Genomic DNA, 18,667 nt, shown 5'->3' on the forward strand with positions numbered 1-18,667 from the left:
GAACGAGGAAACGACGGGAAATGAGTGAACCAAATCTGAAATTCACCCGCGAGGAATATGCGCGGAGGCTGGAGAAAACCCGCGCGGAAATGCAAAGGCGCGGCATCGATCTGCTGATCGTCAGCGATCCATCCAACATGGCCTGGCTCACCGGTTATGATGGCTGGTCGTTCTATGTGCATCAGGCCGTCATCGTCCCGCCCGAGGGCGATCCCATCTGGTATGGTCGCGGGCAGGATGCAAACGGCGCCAAGCGGACGGCCTATCTCTCGCACGACAATATCATCGGCTATCCCGACCATTACGTTCAGTCGACCGAACGCCATCCCATGGATTTTCTGGCGAAGGTCATCGCGGAACGCGGCTGGGACAAGATGATGATCGCCGTGGAGATGGACAATTACTGGTTTTCCGCCGCCGCCTTCGCCTCGCTGCAAAAGCACCTGCCCAATGCGCGTTTCGTCGACGGCACGGCGCTCGTCAATTGGCAGCGCGCGATCAAGAGCGCTCGGGAACTCGACTATATGCGCAAGGCGGCGCGCATCGTCGAACTGATGCATGAGCGCATCGCGGACAAGGCCGAGCCGGGGATGCGCAAATGCGATCTCGTCGCAGAAATCTATGATGCGGGCATTCGCGGCACCAAGGAATTCGGCGGTGATTATCCGGCTATCGTTCCCTTGCTGCCATCGGGCGCAGATGCGGCTGCACCGCATCTGACCTGGGACGACAAGCCGATGAAATCAGGCGAAGGCACGTTCTTCGAGATCGCCGGCTGCTATAATCGCTATCATGTGCCGCTGTCGCGCACGGTCTTCCTGGGCAAGCCGACACAGGAATTCCTCGACGCGGAGAAGGCAACGCTTGAGGGCATGGAAGCGGGACTTGCCGCAGCCAAACCCGGCAATACCTGCGAGGACATCGCGAATGCCTTCTTCGCCGTCTTGAAGAAATACGGCATCGTCAAGGACAACCGCACCGGCTATCCCATCGGTCTTTCCTATCCGCCGGATTGGGGCGAGCGCACGATGAGCCTGCGCCCCGGCGACAGGACCGAACTCAAGCCCGGCATGACCTTCCACTTCATGACCGGCCTGTGGCTGGAAACGATGGGGCTTGAGATCACCGAAAGCATTCTCATCACCGAAACCGGCGTGGAATGCCTCGCCAATGTTCCGCGCAAGCTGCTCGTCAAGAATTGAGGCTACAGAATGCTTGCAAGTCTTCTACCGCCCTCCCCGATCGTGCCGACCGTCGCTTTCGACAGAGACGGCGTTCAACACGGTTTTCTGAGGCTGCCCTATAGCCGCGATGATTCCGCCTGGGGATCGGTGATGATCCCCATCGCCATCATCCGCAACGGCAGCGGCCCGACCGCGCTGTTGACCGGGGGCAATCATGGCGATGAATATGAAGGTCCGATCGCGCTCTTCGATCTCGCCCGCACGCTCGACCCACAGGATGTGAACGGCACCGTGATCATCGTCCCGGCGATGAACTATCCGGCATTTCGGGCGGGAACACGCATATCGCCCATCGACAAGGGCAATCTCAACCGCAGCTTTCCCGGAAGCCCCGACGGGACCGTAACGCACAAGATCGCGGATTATTTCACCCGCGAATTGCTGCCGCGCGCCGATATCGTGCTCGACTTCCATTCAGGCGGCAAGACACTGGATTTCGTGCCGTTCGCGGCAGCGCATATCCTTGCCGACAAGAGCCAGGAGGCTCGCGCCTTCGAGGCCGTGAAGGCGTTTTCTGCCCCATGGTCGATGCGGATGCTCGAGATCGATGCGGTCGGCATGTACGACACGATCGCGGAAGACCTCGGCAAGATCTTCGTCACCACGGAACTTGGCGGCGGCGGTACGGCACGCGCCGAAACCATCGCCATCGCCAAGCGCGGCGTGATGAACGTACTGCGCCATTCCGGGATTGTTTCCGGCGAGGTCGAGCATCGGGAGACGCAATGGCTCGACATGCCATCGGGCGATTGCTTCGCCTTTGCCGAAGACGAAGGCATGATCGAGACGATGGCCGATCTGGGCGACCCTGTGTCAAAAGGCCAGATCGTCGCGCGCATCCATCCGATCGGCCGCACCGGCACGGCGCCGGCGGAAATCCATGCCAATATGGACGGCATCCTCGCCGCGCGCCATTTCCCCGGACTGGTCAAGCCGGGCGATTGCGTGGCGGTGGCCGGCGTCGTTGGATAATCAAGGGCGGATGGGTCCGAGAGGGCTGCCGATCAGCTTCGGCGACCCTCTTACTTCTCCTGCTCCGGGCAAAATTTCAACACGACCGGCTTGCCCGGCTTGCTGCCGAGCACCTGACATGAGCCATTGGCGCAAAGTGTCCAGCCACCGACGGTCGCCCCCGATGCCGCAAGGCTGACGGAGGGACGCGGCGGTATGTCGGGCCTGTATCGCCACCAGCCATCTTTCAGGACAGCATTTTCGGGTGGATCCATTCCGGCGCCGGAACCCTTGATCCTCGCCTCGACGATCTGCAGCCCCTGCGGGGTGACGAGCCAATCCTCCTGCCATGGGATCTTCTCGACGCTGTGCGTCCATGACAGCATGAAGGCGGCGGTGGCGATCCTTGTCACCGCCCCGCCCGCCAGGATGCACAGGCTCACGGCTGCGAGCCGAGCGGCGCGACCGTCTGTCTCGTGCGCCACCAATGCCAGGCGATGAAGAGCACGCAGCCCGCGATACCGATCTCATCGGTAAGCGGCAGTGCGGCGATCATCAATGCGGCGGCTGCGAAGGCCCACAGGCGCTCCCACCATGTCAGCTTGCCGCGTAGATAACCGATCGCCGCCGCACCCCACATGACGATCGACAGCAGCGCCTTGCCCACCATATAGATGACGGCTGGCCAGTAGCCCATTTCCGCAACGAGCGGTCCGCCATCCTGCAGCATGATAACAGGAGCATAGACCGCCATGAACGGAACGGCGAAACCGGCCACCGCGATGCGAATGGCCTGCATGCCGATCTTCATGCCGCTTTCCCTGGCAATCGGAGCGGCAGCGAAGGCGGCAAGTGCCACGGGCGGCGTCAGGTCGGCCATGATGCCGAAATAGAACACGAACATGTGGGTCACGATCAGCGGCACGTCGAGTTGCAGCAGCGCCGGGCCGGCGATCGATGAGGTGATGATATAATTGGGGATCGTCGGGATGCCCATGCCGAGGATGAGGCAGGTGATCATCGTCAGGATGAGCGAGAGAAACAACGAGTTCTCCCCGATGGCGACGATGACGCGGGCAAAGCTCGATCCTGCCCCGGTCAGGGCCAGAACACCGATGATGATCCCGACCAATGCACAGGCGATGCCGACGGGCAGCGCATTCTTGGCGCCTTCGCCCAGACTTTCCAAACACAGGCGCAATGTCTCACGTCCGCCGCGTATAAGGAAGTTCAAGGCCACCAGCACACCAAGCAGGATGAGGATCAGCGTGATCCCTCGGAACTGGTAGCCCAGAACATTGAAGCTCGTGCCGAATGCTGCCGCCGACATCAGGCCGAGCGCAATCCAGAACAGGATGCGCAGCGGCATGGCGAGCCTGCCGGACACGGGCACGCCGAGGATGATCAGCGCCGTCAGGGCCAGACCGACAGTGCCGGCGAAAAGCGGCGTATAGCCTGAAAACAGCAGCCATACGAGGGCTGCGAGCGGCAGGATCAGATACCAGCGCTGCCGCAACGCACCAAGCGCGCTTGGACACTCACTTTTCGGCAGGCCTGCAAGCCCGAGGCGCCCGGCCTCCAGATGGACCATGACGAAGACGGTGATGAAGTAAAGCACGGCGGGAACGATCGCCGCCTTGACCACCTCGATATAGGGGACGTTGAGGGTTTCGGCCATGATGAAGGCGACCGCGCCCATGACCGGCGGCATGATCTGGCCACCCATCGACGACACGGCCTCGACGCCGCCGGCAAAGGCCGGGCGGAACCCGAAGCGCTTCATCAGCGGAATGGTGAAGGCGCCCGTCGTCACCACATTGGCGACGCCCGAGCCGTTGATGGTCCCCATCAGTGCTGAGGAAAAGACCGAGACCTTGGCCGGACCGCCCTTGGTGTGACCAACGGTTCCAAGCGCCACATCGGTGAAAAGCTGGATCATGCCGGCGCGCTCCAGAAACGCGCCGAAGAGGATGAAGAGGAAGATATAGCTCGACGACACATAAATCGGCGTGCCGTATATGCCTTCCGTGCCGAGATAAAGCGCCTCGACGACCTGCGAAAAATCATAACCCCGATGATTGAGCGGGCTTGGCAGATACTGGCCGAACAGGCCATAGGACAGGAATATCGCGCAGATGACCGGCAGCGCCCAACCCATCATGCGCTGGCCGGCAATGAAAACCAGCGCGGTAACCAGCACGCCGGCGACGAGATCGGCCGTGCTCGGATCGCCGGCCCGCAAGATGAGGTCCGCATAAAAGACCCAGTGATAGAGGCTGAGCACGAAGGCAAGCACCGCCAAAGCCCACCAGAAGGCCGACCGCGCGCCGGTGGCCGTCCGGGAATTGGCGTAAAGCCCGAAGAGCAGCAGCATCAGGAAGCCGACATGGACCGACCGGACGACCTGGCTTGGAAGCGGCGAATAGGCTGCCGTCCACAGCTGGAATGCGGAAAAAGCAACCGCAATGCCAAAAAGGAGGCGCGCGGCAGTGCCTGCACCCCAGCCTGGAATATGTTCAGCGGCCTCCGCAGCCGTCCGTTCGCTTGAAGACATCAGCGGCGCTCTCTACAAAGACTGTCTATCGTTTGGTCGGAAAAGCCAAAGGCGGGGAATCCCCGCCTTTGCGCTACGGGATCACTCGATCCCCTTTTCCTTGAAATAACGTTCAGCCCCCGGATGCAACGGAGCCGGCGAGACGATGGAATTCTTGTCGAGCTTGATCATCTTCGCCGCCGAATGGGCAGCGGCAAGCTGGTCGAGATTCTCATAGAACCGCTTGGTCATCTGATAGACCAGTTCTTCGTCAAGATCTTCGCGCGTCACGAGATAATTGATGACGGTCGCGGTCGGAACATCCGCGTCCTGGCCCTGATAGGTGCCGGCGGGGATGGTATTGGCCACGTAGGGAGCGCCGATCTTGTTGACGATTTCGGCAGGAACCTCGACGACCGTGATAGCGACCGAATTGGCGAGGTCACGCAGGGACGCCACGCCCAGGCCCGCCGATTGCAGCGTTGCGTCAAGCTGACGGTTCTTCATCAATTCAACGGATTCGGCAAAAGGCAGATATTCGACCTTCCCCAGATCCTCATAGCTCAGACCGGCTGCCGCGAGAATGGTGCGCGCATTGAGCTCCGTGCCTGACTTCGGTGCGCCGACCGAAAGGCGTTTGCCCTTGAGATCCGCAAGGGTCTTGATGCCGGACTCCTTGGACGCGACGATCTGGACATAGTTCGGATAGATCGCGGCGACGGTGCGCAATTTGTCCAGTTTCTTGCTGAAACCCGCTTCCGTATTGCCTTCCCAGGCGTCGCGCAGTGAATCGCCGAGCGTGAAGGCGATCTCGCCGCGGCCGCTATTGATCAGGTTGAGGTTCTCGATCGATGCCTTCGTCGACTGAACCGATGGACGCGCATCGGGAATGTCGGCATAGATCTTCTCCATGGCGACACCGAGCGGATAATAGACGCCGCTCGTTCCGCCCGTCAGGATATTGATGAAGTCCTGCGATTTCGCCGCGACCGCGCCAAACCCGATCGACAAGGCCGCCGTCGCGGCTATCAGCAGTTTGCTTTTTATCCCATGCATATGAATAAACCTCCCTTTTCAATGTCCCATCGATCGCCTGCACGATCTCCTTATTTCAATTAGTTCGCCATCAAGCAGGAATGCAACCATTAATGCATTTTTTCCAAGCTGTCGTGCCAGTGATGCCGGCGCCACTGACATTGCCCAGCGAGAAAACCTGAAAAGCAGCCGACGAACGCCAGACCGATAGCGAAGGGAAGCAGGAAGGCGATACTGGACATAAAACGCGGCCCGTGAACCCGCCTGCCTGGCAAACGCGTCAGGCTGCGGATGGTGGAGGCAAATCGGAAGAAATCACACGACGCGGGTGTGTATCTCGCCGACCCCGTCTATGCCGCCATCGATCCTGTCGCCGCGCACCACCGCGCCGACACCGGCGGGCGTGCCGGCGAAGATCAGGTCGCCCCCCTGAAGCGCGAAGAGCCCCGAGAGATAGGAAATCATCTCCGGCACTTTCCAGATCATCTGGTTGAGATCGCCGCTCTGGCGCATCTGGTCGTTCACCTTGACCCAGATGGCGCCGGCGGTCGGGTGACCGATCTTCGAAGCCGGTATCAGCGGCGTGCAGGGCGCCGACGCCTCGAACGATTTGCCGGTTTCCCAGGGACGGCCGAGCTTCTTGGCCTCGCCCTGCAGATCGCGCCTGGTCATATCGAGGCCGACGCCATAGCCATAGACATGCTCCAATGCCTTTTCGACCGGAATGTCGATGCCGCCCTTGTTCAGCGCCACGACCAGTTCGATTTCGTGATGCACATCGCTGGTCTGCGAAGGATAGGGAAAATCCTCGCCTGAAAGCAGCAGCGCATCGGGGTTCTTCTGGAAGAAAAACGGCGGCTCACGGTTCGGATCATGACCCATTTCGATGGCGTGGTCGGCAAAATTGCGGCCGACGCAATAGATGCGGTGAACCGGAAACAACGCATCGCTCCCCGAGACCGGCAGGGTCGGAATGGGCAATGGCGCAAAGAGGTATTTTTCTCCAGAGGTATGCACGTTCATTATCTTTCTCCAGCATAATATTCGACACGTTTTTCGAAGAGTTCTATCAGCGCGGACAGCAGCATCGCCGCCACGAAAAGGATCATGGTCAGGGCCCAGAAGCTTTCCATTTCAAAGCTGCGGGAAAAGAGCTCGAACAGTTCTCCATAGCCGATGATCGATACCAGTATCTGGCCGATGACAACGCCTTTGACCCCACGGATCAATCCGATGCGGATGCCCGCCAGGATTTCCGGCAAGGCCGAAAGCAGGATGATCTTGGTGAAGAGCGTCCAGCCATTCGCGCCGTAACTGCGCCCCATTTCGATGAGCGATTGCGGCACCTGCGTGACCCCCGCCCGTGCATCGAGAACAATGATCCACACCGCGAACAGGAAGACCGTGACGACGACCGTCGTCTCGCCGAGGCCAAAGAGGATCATCAGCACCGGAACCAGGGCCGACAGCGGCGCGCTGACGAACATATTGACCCACAGGCCCATCAGATTGTCGACGGCCTTGAAGCGGCCCATGAGAATGCCGAGCGGCACGCCGATGCCGATTGCCAGCGTCATGCCGAGGGCGAAGCTGCGCAGCGTGATCATCGAGGCGGCCTGCCAGGACCCGGTCTGCACCAGATGCACCCCCGCCTCGAATATCCCGCTCAGCGGCGGGATCAGGAAGATCAGGTCGAGCCGGCCGACGATTTCCCAGAGCAGTCCCCATACGATGAGCGACGCCATCATCGGGATGCGATATCCGAACAGTGTCATTGCCCCACCTCAATCCGCATATTGCCTGAGCCCGTCCCAGATTTCCTCGACAGTGTCGAGATAGGCTGGTGCGCGGCGAATGTCATCCGGCGAGGCGCTTCGATCGATAGCGGGATCGATCACCTGCGATACCCGTCCGGGACGCGGCGATAGCAACACGATGCGGTCGGAGACATAGACGGCCTCCTCGATCGAATGGGTAACGAAGATGAAGGTCTTCTTCTCGAGATCGACCAACCGGAGCAGATCCTCCTGAAACTTGCGGCGGTTCTGCTCGTCGACAGCCGAGAACGGCTCGTCGAGAAGCAGCACATCGGCATTGACGGCAAAGGCGCGGGCAATGCCGACGCGCTGGCGCATACCGCCGGAGAGTTCATGCGGATATTTGTCCTCGAAACCGGTAAGGCTCACCTTTTCGATATATTGCATTGCCACCCGCTTGCGCTCGGCGGCGCTCACGCCGCGCAGTTCGAGACCGAAGGCGACATTGCGCATCACGGTCGCCCAGGGCATCAGGGCGAAATCCTGGAAGACGAAGGCACGCTCTGGCCCGGGGCCGGTGACGACCCGGCCATTGACGCGGACTTCCCCGGCACTGGCCGGGATCAGCCCTGCGATGATCTTGAGCAGCGTGGTCTTGCCGCATCCCGACGGCCCCAGAAGCGTCGTCAGCTTGCCGCGCGCGAAATCCAGGTCGATATTGCGCAGCGCTTCCACGTCATTATAGGTCTTCGAAATGCCGCGGACCTGGACGACGGCATCGTCACTGGCCGCCGGAGCGCCGGCGCGGACAGGGGATTGGACAGCTTGCGGCATGTTACCTCTTCCTCTTTTCAGGGCGCAGGAACCGGAGCTCGAAACGTTGCAGTCCGGCGAGCGTGACGGTCGAGACGACGATGATCGACGCCACCGCGGCATACATATGCGCGTAATTGGCGACGGAACGGTGATAGGTGATCAGATCGCCGACACCCGTCGGCGTGATCAGCAGTTCGGCCAGCATGACGCCGATGAAGCCGGCAGCGATGCCGAGCCGCAGGCCGGCGAACATCACCGGTGACGCATCGGGAATGATGATCTTGACGATCTGCTGCAGGCGCGTGCCCTGAAACGAACGGCACATGGCGATCAGCGACGGGTTGACGTGGCGAACCGCCTTGTAGGAGTTGAGCACGATGACCGGCAGCGCCAGCATGATGACCGCAAGCGTCTTTGCCGTCAGGCCGATGCCGTAGACGAAGGTGACCAGCGGCACCAGAGCGGCCATCGGCGCGGCCTGCAGCACGATGAAGACCGGCGCCATCAGCCATTCGGCCTTATGGGACAGCCCCATCATGATGCCGATGGTAATGCCCAGCATGGCCGAGATGGCAACACCGAGCAGTAAGGGCTGCAGCGTCAGAAAATAGGCGTGCACCATCGTTCCATCGAGGACCATTTCTACAAACGCGACAAGTGTTGCGGAGAAGGTTGGAAAGGCGATGCTGATCGGGATCAGACCAGCAATCTCCCAGGCACCGAAGAGAAGGGCGAGAGACGCGACCGACCACAGCGCCGGCTTGGCGTCAAACGCCTGACTAAGGAAATGGACCACATTGACCGGGCTTTTGTGCATCCCGGCCATGTCACCCGATTTGACGGATGAAGACATTCTCTCACCCCTTATTTCGTGCCGATCTTGGCAAGTGCGGTGTTGAGAGGCCCGAATTCCCAGAAATCCCCGACCTTGAGATCATCGGCCTTACCGGTGAGCGCGCCGGAAACCGTGTAGAATTCGAAGTCGTCGCGGGCAGCTTCTTCGCCGCCGCCATTGACCGGCAGCCCCAGCTTTGCCGCTTCGACGAAATAGGGTTCGATATCGGCGACCATTTCCGGCGTGGCATCGGGCAGGAGCTTGTATTTCTCACGCAGCGCCAACACCGATTTCGGGTCGGCCTGGACTTCCCGCCAGGTGGTGAGGATCGCCTCGATCAGCGTCGCGACACCTTGCGGATCCTTTTCGAGAAAGGCCGTATTGGCGAACAATGCCTCGTCGGTCGCGCTGACATCGTCCACCGGCAGGAAGATGAATTTGCCCGGCGCCTTGTCTTCAAGAATGCGCTTGCCCGAGGAATCGACGATCGTCGCTTTGACATTGCCCTGCAGCAATGCACCGGTGCGAACTTCGGCGCCCGGCACATAGGAGATATTGGAATAGCTGATGCCATGCTTGTCGGCCATCAGCTGCATGATGGCTTCCGTACCCGAACCGCGCGAGTGGACGGCGACCTCCTGCCCGTCGAGATCCTTCCAGCTCTTGTAGAATTCGGAATTCACCACGGGATAGAACCGCAACTGGCTGAGCTGCAGGAACATGCGGATCGGCGCGTTGACCTTCTGGATCAGAGCATAGGGGGCGCCGATGCCGATATCGGCTTGCCCGCCGACCACGGCCTGAGCCGCGATATCCTCGGATTTCAGGTATGTCACTTCCAGGTCGAGCCCCTGTTCCCTGGCCCGCTCGAAAGCGATCAGCAGATGCAGGGATTCGACCGTGGCAATATCTCCGAACGCGATACGGATCGGATCGGCCAGCGCAGCCACCGGCGCGGTAGCGAAAAGCGCACTGAGCGTCAAAGCGGCAGCAGCCGCTCTCAATCTGGCAGCAAGTCTAAACATTTCTTACCCTCCCATAGTGATTGGCCGAACACCCCTCCCCAGGCGCAATTCAAACCAATTCCTGATTAAACTAAATTGATATTTCTACAAGAGTCAACAGCGCGCTGGATATCTCAGACGATCTGCGCTCCGACAGCACATGGAAAGCCCATGCTTATCTTACAAAAGATATTTATAAACAAATAGTTATATTAACATCTTCATTGCTTTAAATCCCGGCCTCGATACGATTGACAAGAATGATTCAAGTGAATATACATTAAACCAATCTTCAAATTGGTTCATGATATGATGGAATTGATCGAAACCAATCGCCAACCGGATGCAGCAGCCAAGCTGCGGGGGTTCCTGTCGGAAGCGGAGCTGCCCAGCGACGGGCGCCTGCCGCCCGAGCGCGAACTGGCGGAAATTCTTGGCGTCGGCCGCGCGGCCCTGCGCAAGGCTTTGGCAGAATTGCAGGCCGAAGGTCAACTCTGGCGCCATGTGGGCAAAGGCACTTTCACGGGAAGCCGTCCCATCGATACGGTCGCCGATGTCAGCGCCATGGCGCGGCGCAGCAATCCGATTGAAGTGATGGGCGCAAGGATCGCGATCGAGCCGGAGATCGCCCGCTGCGCGGCGCTGAACGCTACGCCTGCGCAAGTAACCGATATGCGGAGCTGTGTCCTCCGCGCCCGCCAGGCGCCATCCTGGCGCCAGTACGAGCTTTGGGACAACAGGCTTCACCGCACCATCGCCGAGGCAACGCAGAACAGTCTGTTGCTGGGCCTGCTCGATACGCTCAATGCGGTGCGCCGGGAAGTGACCTGGGGCCGACTACGCGATACGCCGGTGCGGCCGCCCGTGGATCATCACAGCTTCGCCGAACATGACCAGATCGTCGACGCCATCGCCAACCGCGATACCGCCGGCGCCGCCGCCGCGATGCGTGCTCATCTGCAGAATGTCGAGCGGCATCTGCGCAATTCCTGAAGCAGGAAATCGGATTTCGGGGAAAAATCAGGGTGGGCCTGTTGAACAGGATCCACCCTAGTTTGTACCGCGCCTTTTAGAAAAGTTCATTTTTAAATAGAATCGCTGGTGGGGCAGTACCCCCCTCTGGCTTGCCAGCCATCTCCCCCTCAAGGGGGGAGATTAAGCCTTCATGGACGCTCAGTACCAATCGCAAATGTTTCAGAATGGACATCGAGGATCATGTCAGCCAATCTCCCTCCTTGAGGGGGAGATGTCCGGCAGGACAGAGGGGGGTAGTACTGCCTCGCCCGGCGTTTCCAATTCAATATGAAATGTCTAGAAAGTTTGAGACTGCCCATCGGCGCAAACCGTGTCTGGTTCGCGCCGGATACGCCAGTGATCATTTGTTCTTGTTGTAGACGTCGAAGACGACGGCTGCGAGCAGAACCAATCCCTTGATGACCTGCTGCCAGTCGATATTGATGCCCATGATCGACATGCCGTTGTTCATGACGCCCATGATGAAGGCGCCGATGACGGCGCCCATCACCTGGCCGACGCCGCCCATGGCGGAAGCGCCGCCGATGAACACCGCCGCGATGACGTCGAGCTCGAAGCCGAGACCCGCCTTGGGCGTCGCGGTGTTGAGACGGGCTGCGAAGATCAGCCCTGCCAGGGCAGCCAGCACGCCCATATTGACGAATGTCAGGAAGGTCAGCCGCTCCGTCCGAATACCGGAGAGCTTCGCCGCCTTCTCATTGCCGCCCATCGCATAGATCCTGCGGCCGATCGTGGTGTGCTTCGTGACGAAGGTGAAGAGCGCGATCAGGATCGCCATGACGACCAGGACGTTCGGGAGCCCTTTATAGGACGCCATGAGATAGCACAGGAAAAGGGCCAGGCCGCCGATGATCAGGTTCTTTGCAGCGAAAAGCACGAAGGGCTCGCCTTCATAGCCATGGCGCTCGCGCTTGATGCGGCGGCGAATGCTCGAATAGACCATCAGGCCCACAAGGATCAGGCCGATCAGCATGGAGGTGACGTGAATGCCGTAGCCGGGGAAGAAATCCGGAATGAAACCTGAGCTCAAAAGCTGGAACTGGTGTGGGAAAGGGCCGACCGACCTGCCACCGAGAAGCGCCAGCGTGAGCCCCTTGAACACCAGCATGCCGGCAAGCGTGACGATGAAGGCCGGTATCTTGTGATAGGCGATCCAATAGCCTTGCGCAGCCCCGATAATGCCGCCCGCGACAAGACACATGAGCGTCGCCGGCACATAATGGATGTGCCACTGCACCATCATCACGGCGGACAGACCGCCGATGAAGCCCGCGACCGAGCCGACGGACAGATCGATATGCCCTGACACGATCACCAACAGCATGCCGAGCGCCATGATGATGATATAGCTGTTCTGCAGGACCAGATTGGTCAGATTGACCGGGCGGAACAACGTACCGTCAGTCGTATACTGGAAGAACAGCATGATCAGGATCAGCGCCATCACCAGCCCGTAATCACGGAGATTGCTGTAGAGGGACAGCGACTGTTTGGGCTTTACCGGTTTGGTTTCCGCAGACGCGATTTCACTCATTATTGTACCCTTCCCTCAGCGCGGATGATCGCTCGCATGATCTTTTCCTGGCTGGCTTCGCTGGCTGGCATTTCCCCGACGAGACGACCTTCGTTCATCACATAGATGCGGTCGCACATGCCAAGAAGTTCCGGCATTTCGGAGGATATGACCAAAATACCTTTCCCTTCATTCGCCAGTTTGTTGATGATTTCATAGATTTCGTATTTAGCGCCGACATCGATGCCGCGCGTCGGCTCATCGAGGATCAGCAATTCCGGCGCTGCGAACAGCCATTTCGAGAGGACGACCTTCTGCTGATTGCCGCCGGAGAGATTGCCCGTCAACTGATAGACGTTCGAGGAACGGATATTGGTTTTGCGCCTGTAATCGTTGGCGATCTTGAACTCGGCGAAATCATCGATCACACCGGCGCTCGAGACGCCCTTCAGATTGGCGAGTGTCGTATTGTGCTTGATATGGTCGATCAGATTGAGACCATAGGTCTTGCGGTCCTCCGTCACATAGGCGATGCCGTTCTTGACAGCCTTGCCCACCGTGGACACATCGACCTTGCGGCCATGGAGAAAAACCTCACCGCTGATACGGCGTCCATAGGATTTGCCGAAAACGCTCATGGCGAATTCGGTGCGGCCGGCTCCCATCAGCCCGGCAATGCCGACGATCTCTCCGGCGTGGACGTTGAGGTTGATGCCCTTGATCATCTGGCGATCGGGATGGACCTGATTATGAACCACCCAGTCCTTCACCTCGAAAAGGGTTTCACCGATCTTCGGCGTCCGTTTCGGAAAACGGTCCGACAATTCACGCCCGACCATGGATGTAACGATGCGGTCGTCGCTGATCTCGTGCTTTTCGAGGGTTTCGACCGTTGCACCGTCACGCAGTACCGTGATGCGGTCGGCGACCTTTTCGACTTCATTGAGCTTGTGGGAAATGAGGATCGAGGAGATGCCCTGCGCCTTGAACTCCAGGAGCAGCGCGAGAAGCGCGTCGCTGTCCTTCTCGTTCAAGCTCGCCGTTGGCTCATCGAGGATGAGCAACTTCACTTGCTTGGAAAGAGCCTTGGCGATCTCGATCAGCTGCTGCTTGCCCACACCGAGATTGGTGATGAGCGTCGCGGGGTCCTCGTTGAGCCCGACCTTCTTCAGAAGTTCACGCGTTCGCTTTTCCGAATGCTCCCAATCGATGATGCCGTATTGCGCCTGTTCATTGCCCAGGAAGATATTTTCGGTGATCGACAGAAGAGGGACGAGCGCCAGTTCCTGATGAATGATGATGATGCCGAGGCGCTCGCTATCGTGGATGCCGCGGAACTGCCGTTCCTCGCCGCAATAGTAGATGCCGCCCTCATAGCTGCCATGGGGATAAACACCGCTCAGCACCTTCATCAGGGTCGATTTGCCGGCGCCGTTTTCTCCGACCACCGCGTGGATCTCCCCCTCGGCAACCGAGAGATTGACATTGTCCAAGGCTTTCACACCGGGAAAGCTCTTGGAGATATTCCGCATTTCAAGGATCGTGTCCATCGTGATCCGCACCCGCATGTGTCAGCCGTGTTCACCGCGCCACCCAGACCGGCGATGAAACGGTAGGAAGGGCCCCGGCATCAAATCCGAGGCCCAGCGTCTGGCTCGTTATTGGAGCTGATCTTCCGTATAATAGCCGGAACCGATCAGAACTTCCTTCCAGTTTTTCGCATCGACCAAAACGGGCTTCAGCAGATAGGACGGAACCACCTTGACGCCGTTGTCATAGGTCTTGGTGTCGTTGATTTCGGGTTCCTTGCCGGAAAGAACGGCGTCGATCATGTTGGCAGTGACTTTCGCCAATTCGCGCGTGTCCTTGAACACGGTCGAATACTGTTCGCCGGCAATGATCGATTTGACGGACTGTATTTCCGCATCCTGCCCCGAAACATAGGGGAACGGCTGGTCCGCCGATCCGTAACCTACACCGCGAAGCGAAGACAGAATGCCGATGGACAGACCGTCATAGGGGGAGAGAACGGCGTTGACCTTCTTGTCGGTGTAGTAGGCCGACAAAAGGTTGTCCATGCGGGCCTGCGCGACCGCGCCGTCCCAGCGCAGCGTGCCGACCTTGTCCATGCCGGTCTGGCCGGACTGGACGACAAGCTTGCCGCTGTCGATCAAAGGCTGCAGCACCGACATTGCACCGTCATAGAAGAAATAGGCGTTGTTGTCGTCGGGCGAGCCGCCGAACAATTCGATGTTGAACGGACCGGCCGCCTCCGGCAGTCCAAGCGCATCGACCAGCGACGTTGCCTGAAGCACGCCGACCTGGAAATTATCGAATGTCGTGTAGTAGTCGACATTGCCGGAATCGCGGATCAGACGGTCATAGGAAATGACCTTGATATCGGCGTCGTGGGCCTGCTGCAGGACGTTGGAAAGCGTGGTGCCGTCAATCGCCGCGATAACCAGAACCTTCACACCCTTGGTGATCATGTTCTCGATCTGCGACAGCTGATTGGGGATATCATCCTCCGCATATTGCAGGTCGGTGCCGTAGCCACGCTCCTGCAGCGTCTTCACCATGTTGTCGCCATCCGCGATCCAGCGCGCCGACGATTTGGTCGGCATCGAGATGCCGATCGTACCCTTATCCTGCGCCAAGCTCTGGCCTGCCCCCATCCAGGCTATGGACAGAAGCGCCATTAAAGCAACCTTGAATATCTTCACGGGTATCCTCCCAGTTAATGATCGCATTTCAGCCGGCAACCGCCTCAAGCTTCAGCCAGAATGGCTTTTGCCGGAGTGCAGCGACCGATCCCACCCAAATCCGGATATTGGCAAACCCCTTCCCTTTCGATCCTGTACCCAGGACCAAACGCGCGTATCGCTTTAAGGAAAATTGTCGCCGCCTCCCGGACTTAAATTATATAATATGATTTTTTAAATCGCATCGTTTGTCAACTGAAATGGAGGGGGCGGCACATTAATTCTACCAATACGCGCAAGCAGGCATAGGAACTCGCCTCTGTTTCGAGGCATTCCCTTAAGCGATTTTCGGCGTTTGTCAGCCAGACTCCTTGACTTCCAATGGTTTTTTAGGTAGAAAGAACCTTATTAGGAACCAAGGGACCTAAAAATGGCTTTGAGTATTAAAGACCCGGTGACGGAACAACTCGCTCGCGATCTCGCTCAGCAAACCGGGGAAAACATTACCACAGCGACGCGGAGGGCACTCGAAGAGCGACTGCACCGTGTCGCCAGTCGTTCCCGCAAGCCTGCTCTTCTCGAAGAACTCGCTGCGATTCGGTACAGGTGGAGCACTATGCCGGTCATTGATGAACGCTCTGCCGACGAGATTATGGAGTATGATCAAAATGGGCTTCCGCGCTGATGGTGATCGACACATCAGCGATCATCGCCATCGCACTTAACGAACCGGAGGCGGCTGAATTCGAGATGCGTATCGCAGATGATCCTGTTCGTCTAATCTCTGCAGCGACGATGCTCGAAGCTTCGATAGTGATAGAAACTCGGCTTGGCGAAGCTGGCGGACGCGAACTGGACCTTTGGCTGTACAAGGCCGGCATCGACATCGTTGCCGTCGATGCCGATCAGGCTGATCTGGCGCGTCGAGCCTGGCGCCGATTTGGTAAGGGCCGTCATCGGGCGGGCTTGAACTACGGCGATTGCTTCTCTTATGCACTCGCCGTCTCCCGCCAGGAACCCTTGCTGTTTAAGGGCAACGACTTCAGCCGGACCGATATTGTCTGACACGGTGGCGCTGTAAGCTATTGAACCTACGCATTTACCCGAAAACCGATTCCGGTTTTTCGAACCGGTGGGCTAGCCAAGCGCCGGCGACCGCCTGACGCTGAGAATATGCCGAATGAGCACCGGGATGATCATCGCGCCGCCCAGGAGTGACGAGTAGATTTCCGGCACGACAAGCAGGATGGCGGCGAATATCAAGAGGACACTCTCCCAGATTTTCGTTCGCACCAGCAGGAAGCCTGAAAGCGCGGCTCCCAGACAGGTGATGCCGACCACGCATCCGATAAAGGCAATGAAGAATGCCGACCACGTGAAATCCGATGTCACCAGCAGCAGCGACGGCGAGAACACGAAAACGAACGGCACCAGAACCTTGCCGAGACCGAGGCGGAAAGCGGTATTGCCGGTCCTGAACGGATCGGAGCCGGCCATGCCGGCGGCCGCATAGGCGGCAAGCGCCACTGGTGGCGTGATGTCGGCAAGCACGCCGTAATAGAAGACGAAGAAATGCGCGACGATCTGTTCGACGCCAAGCAAACTCAGCGCCGGGGCCGCGATCGTCGCCATGATGATGTAGTTGGCCGTCGTCGGAATGCCGCAGCCCATCAGGATGCAGACGATCCCGGTCATGATCAGCGTGAACAGCAGTGTCAGCGCCTGCGGACTGGCCAGGGCAGCCGGAATGAATGTCTCGAACCATCCGGCCATCTGGGCCGCCGTAGATGTGACGATATAGGAGATCTTGAAGCCGACGCCGGTCAGGGTCACCACGCCGACGATGATGCCGACCGTCGCCGCAGCCGCACCAACGGCCAGCGCATATTTGGCGCCATCGCGGAGGCCTTCGAAGACCTCGGTGAATGACATGCGCTTGCGCGGGTTCAATAGGCCGACGAGAACGCAAAGCGTGATGCCCCAGAAAGCTGCGAGATAGGGCGTGTAGCCCGACAGCAGAACGGCGAGCAGAACCACCAGCGGAATGACGGTTGGCCAGTCACGCTTGAAGGCCTCTTTGAGATCGGGCATTTCTTCCGGCGTCATGCCCCGCAAACCGGTGCGTTTGGCCTCGAAATGCACCTGGATCAGCACGCCGAAGAAATGCATGAAGGCCGGAACGATCGCCGCAAGAATGATGGTCGTATACGGCAGATTGAGAAACTCGATCATCAGAAAGGCGGCGGCACCCATGATCGGCGGCATGATCTGGCCGCCCGTCGATGAAGCCGCCTCGACCGCCGCCGCGAAATGCGGCTTGTAGCCCAGCCGCTTCATGGCAGGGATCGTCAGCGATCCGACGGTGACGGTGTTTGCAACCGAGGAACCGGAAATCATGCCGAACAGCGCCGATCCGAAGATGGAGACCTTTGCCGGACCTCCGGCATAACGGCCGGCGACCCAGGCGGCGCAATCGAGAAAGAGCTGGCCAAGCCCGATACGGGTGGCAAAGACGCCGAACAGCACGAAATGGAAGACATAGGTCGCGACGACACCAAGCGCGATGCCATAGATGCCCTGACTGGTGAGGTAGAGATGATTGACCAGTTGCGAGATGCTGGCGCCGGGATGAACCAGGATACCCGGCATGTCCGGGCCGTAGATCGCGTAGGCCATGAAGAGCAGTGCGATGATCGGCAAAGGCCAGCCGACGGAACGCCGCGTCGCCTCGAGCAGCACGACGATCAGAAGACTGCCCAGAATGACATCCGTGCTCGTCGGATTGCCGACCCGGAAGGCCAGATCGTCCAACGGAATCAAAGGCACATGCAACACTGCAACGACCGCGCCGATTGCCAGAAGCCAATCGATGATCGATATCCCGAGCGGCCGCAGCAAGCCCGATGTTGCGGGTCGGTCATAGCCTTTCCGGGTGAAGGGGAAGACCAGAAACACGAGCCCGAGCACGAACGACAGATGGATGCCGCGATGAAGCATTTCGGGCAGAAGCCCAAAACCTGCGGTGTAATAGTGGAAGACCGACAACGCCACCAGCAACGTGCCGACGAGACGGCTTGCAAGCGGCGCCAGCGGGCGGAAACGGAGTTCGGAATCGAACTTTTCTTCGAGCTCGCGCGCCTTGGCTTCATCCAGTTCCATGGGAGATAGCGAAGGGTTTTGATCTGACGCCATACCGATATCGCTCCGTTACGCCCTGATTACCATCTTATCATTGAAAAGAC

17 protein-coding genes are annotated in these 18,667 nt (G+C 59.0%); 5 read left to right on the forward strand and 12 right to left on the reverse strand.

Annotated features, from left to right (window positions below; all coding sequences use genetic code 11):
• Positions 1-20 precede the first annotated feature (20 nt).
• Together doeA and doeB are read left to right on the forward strand one after the other, a co-directional pair.
• Positions 21-1,202, forward strand: coding sequence for an ectoine hydrolase DoeA (gene doeA, locus C5748_RS04355; protein WP_105740725.1), 1,182 nt, complete (start codon positions 21-23; stop codon positions 1,200-1,202).
• 9 nt (positions 1,203-1,211) lie between these two features.
• Positions 1,212-2,216, forward strand: coding sequence for a N(2)-acetyl-L-2,4-diaminobutanoate deacetylase DoeB (gene doeB, locus C5748_RS04360; protein WP_105740726.1), 1,005 nt, complete (start codon positions 1,212-1,214; stop codon positions 2,214-2,216).
• A gap of 50 nt (positions 2,217-2,266) precedes the next feature.
• Here doeB and C5748_RS04365 read toward each other — a convergent pair whose 3' ends face one another.
• The 8 genes from C5748_RS04365 to C5748_RS04400 form a co-directional block, all read right to left on the reverse strand.
• Positions 2,267-2,638 carry a DUF1850 domain-containing protein gene (locus tag C5748_RS04365; protein ID WP_105740727.1) on the reverse strand — a complete coding sequence of 124 codons (372 nt, stop codon included), beginning with the start codon at positions 2,636-2,638 and terminating at the stop codon, positions 2,267-2,269.
• The gene (locus C5748_RS04370; RefSeq protein WP_105740728.1) at positions 2,635-4,749 is read right to left on the reverse strand and encodes a TRAP transporter permease; all 2,115 of its coding nucleotides are present in this window, start codon (positions 4,747-4,749) and stop codon (positions 2,635-2,637) included. The genes C5748_RS04365 and C5748_RS04370 overlap by 4 nt, the downstream gene beginning before the upstream one ends.
• An 81-nt stretch (positions 4,750-4,830) precedes the next feature.
• Positions 4,831-5,784, reverse strand: coding sequence for a TAXI family TRAP transporter solute-binding subunit (locus C5748_RS04375; RefSeq protein WP_105740729.1), 954 nt, complete (start codon positions 5,782-5,784; stop codon positions 4,831-4,833).
• Positions 5,785-6,078: 294 nt separating this feature from the next.
• Positions 6,079-6,786 carry a fumarylacetoacetate hydrolase family protein gene (locus C5748_RS04380; RefSeq protein WP_105740730.1) on the reverse strand — a complete coding sequence of 236 codons (708 nt, stop codon included), beginning with the start codon at positions 6,784-6,786 and terminating at the stop codon, positions 6,079-6,081.
• Positions 6,786-7,538, reverse strand: coding sequence for an ABC transporter permease (locus C5748_RS04385; RefSeq protein WP_105740731.1), 753 nt, complete (start codon positions 7,536-7,538; stop codon positions 6,786-6,788). Before C5748_RS04385 ends, C5748_RS04380 begins: the two co-directional genes overlap by 1 nt.
• Positions 7,539-7,547: 9 nt before the next feature.
• Entirely contained in the window at positions 7,548-8,354 is an 807-nt protein-coding gene (locus C5748_RS04390) for an ABC transporter ATP-binding protein (protein ID WP_105740732.1), read from the reverse strand.
• Between the two features lies 1 nt (position 8,355).
• Positions 8,356-9,153, reverse strand: coding sequence for an ABC transporter permease (locus C5748_RS04395; protein WP_425350206.1), 798 nt, complete (start codon positions 9,151-9,153; stop codon positions 8,356-8,358).
• Between the two features lie 47 nt (positions 9,154-9,200).
• A complete protein-coding gene (locus C5748_RS04400; RefSeq protein ID WP_105740734.1) occupies positions 9,201-10,196 on the reverse strand; it encodes an ABC transporter substrate-binding protein in 996 nt (331 codons plus the stop codon).
• 288 nt (positions 10,197-10,484) lie between these two features.
• Here C5748_RS04400 and C5748_RS04405 point away from each other — a divergent pair, with 288 nt between their 5' ends.
• On the forward strand, positions 10,485-11,168 hold the full coding sequence (locus tag C5748_RS04405) for a FadR/GntR family transcriptional regulator (protein ID WP_199194699.1): 684 nt from the start codon (positions 10,485-10,487) through the stop codon (positions 11,166-11,168).
• Positions 11,169-11,550: 382 nt separating this feature from the next.
• Here C5748_RS04405 and mmsB read toward each other — a convergent pair whose 3' ends face one another.
• From mmsB to chvE, 3 genes are all read right to left on the reverse strand, one after another.
• Positions 11,551-12,744: a multiple monosaccharide ABC transporter permease gene (mmsB, locus tag C5748_RS04415; RefSeq protein ID WP_105740735.1), complete on the reverse strand. Its 1,194-nt coding sequence runs from the start codon at positions 12,742-12,744 to the stop codon at positions 11,551-11,553.
• The gene (mmsA, locus tag C5748_RS04420; protein WP_105741008.1) at positions 12,744-14,273 is read right to left on the reverse strand and encodes a multiple monosaccharide ABC transporter ATP-binding protein; all 1,530 of its coding nucleotides are present in this window, start codon (positions 14,271-14,273) and stop codon (positions 12,744-12,746) included. The genes mmsB and mmsA overlap by 1 nt, the downstream gene beginning before the upstream one ends.
• Before the next feature lie 108 nt (positions 14,274-14,381).
• Positions 14,382-15,422, reverse strand: coding sequence for a multiple monosaccharide ABC transporter substrate-binding protein (gene chvE, locus C5748_RS04425; protein WP_199194714.1), 1,041 nt, complete (start codon positions 15,420-15,422; stop codon positions 14,382-14,384).
• Between the two features lie 433 nt (positions 15,423-15,855).
• Between chvE and C5748_RS04430 the strand changes: the two genes are divergently transcribed.
• Positions 15,856-16,110, forward strand: a complete 255-nt coding sequence (locus C5748_RS04430; protein WP_105740737.1) for a type II toxin-antitoxin system VapB family antitoxin — start codon at positions 15,856-15,858, stop codon at positions 16,108-16,110.
• Positions 16,110-16,490 (forward strand): type II toxin-antitoxin system VapC family toxin, encoded by a 381-nt coding sequence (locus tag C5748_RS04435; protein ID WP_105740738.1) that lies wholly within the window; start codon positions 16,110-16,112, stop codon positions 16,488-16,490. The genes C5748_RS04430 and C5748_RS04435 overlap by 1 nt, the downstream gene beginning before the upstream one ends.
• A 72-nt stretch (positions 16,491-16,562) precedes the next feature.
• On the opposite strand, the gene C5748_RS04440 is transcribed toward C5748_RS04435, so the two are convergent.
• Entirely contained in the window at positions 16,563-18,617 is a 2,055-nt protein-coding gene (locus C5748_RS04440; RefSeq protein WP_105740739.1) for a TRAP transporter permease, read from the reverse strand.
• Positions 18,618-18,667 lie beyond the last annotated feature (50 nt).

The organism is Phyllobacterium phragmitis (genome assembly GCF_002980495.1).
GTDB classification, from domain to species: Bacteria; Pseudomonadota; Alphaproteobacteria; order Rhizobiales; family Rhizobiaceae; genus Paramesorhizobium; species Paramesorhizobium phragmitis.

What these genes read in the sequence shown, in the direction of transcription:
- doeA (WP_105740725.1), top strand. Translation starts at nt 21, where the DNA reads ATGAGTGAACCAAATCTGAAATTCACCCGCGAGGAATATGCGCGGAGG.
- doeB (WP_105740726.1), top strand. Translation starts at nt 1,212, where the DNA reads ATGCTTGCAAGTCTTCTACCGCCCTCCCCGATCGTGCCGACCGTCGCT.
- C5748_RS04370 (WP_105740728.1), bottom strand. Translation starts at nt 4,749, where the DNA reads ATGTCTTCAAGCGAACGGACGGCTGCGGAGGCCGCTGAACATATTCCA.
- C5748_RS04375 (WP_105740729.1), bottom strand. Translation starts at nt 5,784, where the DNA reads ATGCATGGGATAAAAAGCAAACTGCTGATAGCCGCGACGGCGGCCTTG.
- C5748_RS04380 (WP_105740730.1), bottom strand. Translation starts at nt 6,786, where the DNA reads ATGAACGTGCATACCTCTGGAGAAAAATACCTCTTTGCGCCATTGCCC.
- C5748_RS04385 (WP_105740731.1), bottom strand. Translation starts at nt 7,538, where the DNA reads ATGACACTGTTCGGATATCGCATCCCGATGATGGCGTCGCTCATCGTA.
- C5748_RS04390 (WP_105740732.1), bottom strand. Translation starts at nt 8,354, where the DNA reads ATGCCGCAAGCTGTCCAATCCCCTGTCCGCGCCGGCGCTCCGGCGGCC.
- C5748_RS04395 (WP_425350206.1), bottom strand. Translation starts at nt 9,153, where the DNA reads ATGCACAAAAGCCCGGTCAATGTGGTCCATTTCCTTAGTCAGGCGTTT.
- C5748_RS04400 (WP_105740734.1), bottom strand. Translation starts at nt 10,196, where the DNA reads ATGTTTAGACTTGCTGCCAGATTGAGAGCGGCTGCTGCCGCTTTGACG.
- C5748_RS04405 (WP_199194699.1), top strand. Translation starts at nt 10,485, where the DNA reads ATGATGGAATTGATCGAAACCAATCGCCAACCGGATGCAGCAGCCAAG.
- mmsB (WP_105740735.1), bottom strand. Translation starts at nt 12,744, where the DNA reads ATGAGTGAAATCGCGTCTGCGGAAACCAAACCGGTAAAGCCCAAACAG.
- mmsA (WP_105741008.1), bottom strand. Translation starts at nt 14,273, where the DNA reads ATGGACACGATCCTTGAAATGCGGAATATCTCCAAGAGCTTTCCCGGT.
- chvE (WP_199194714.1), bottom strand. Translation starts at nt 15,422, where the DNA reads ATGGCGCTTCTGTCCATAGCCTGGATGGGGGCAGGCCAGAGCTTGGCG.
- C5748_RS04430 (WP_105740737.1), top strand. Translation starts at nt 15,856, where the DNA reads ATGGCTTTGAGTATTAAAGACCCGGTGACGGAACAACTCGCTCGCGAT.
- C5748_RS04435 (WP_105740738.1), top strand. Translation starts at nt 16,110, where the DNA reads ATGGTGATCGACACATCAGCGATCATCGCCATCGCACTTAACGAACCG.
- C5748_RS04440 (WP_105740739.1), bottom strand. Translation starts at nt 18,617, where the DNA reads ATGGCGTCAGATCAAAACCCTTCGCTATCTCCCATGGAACTGGATGAA.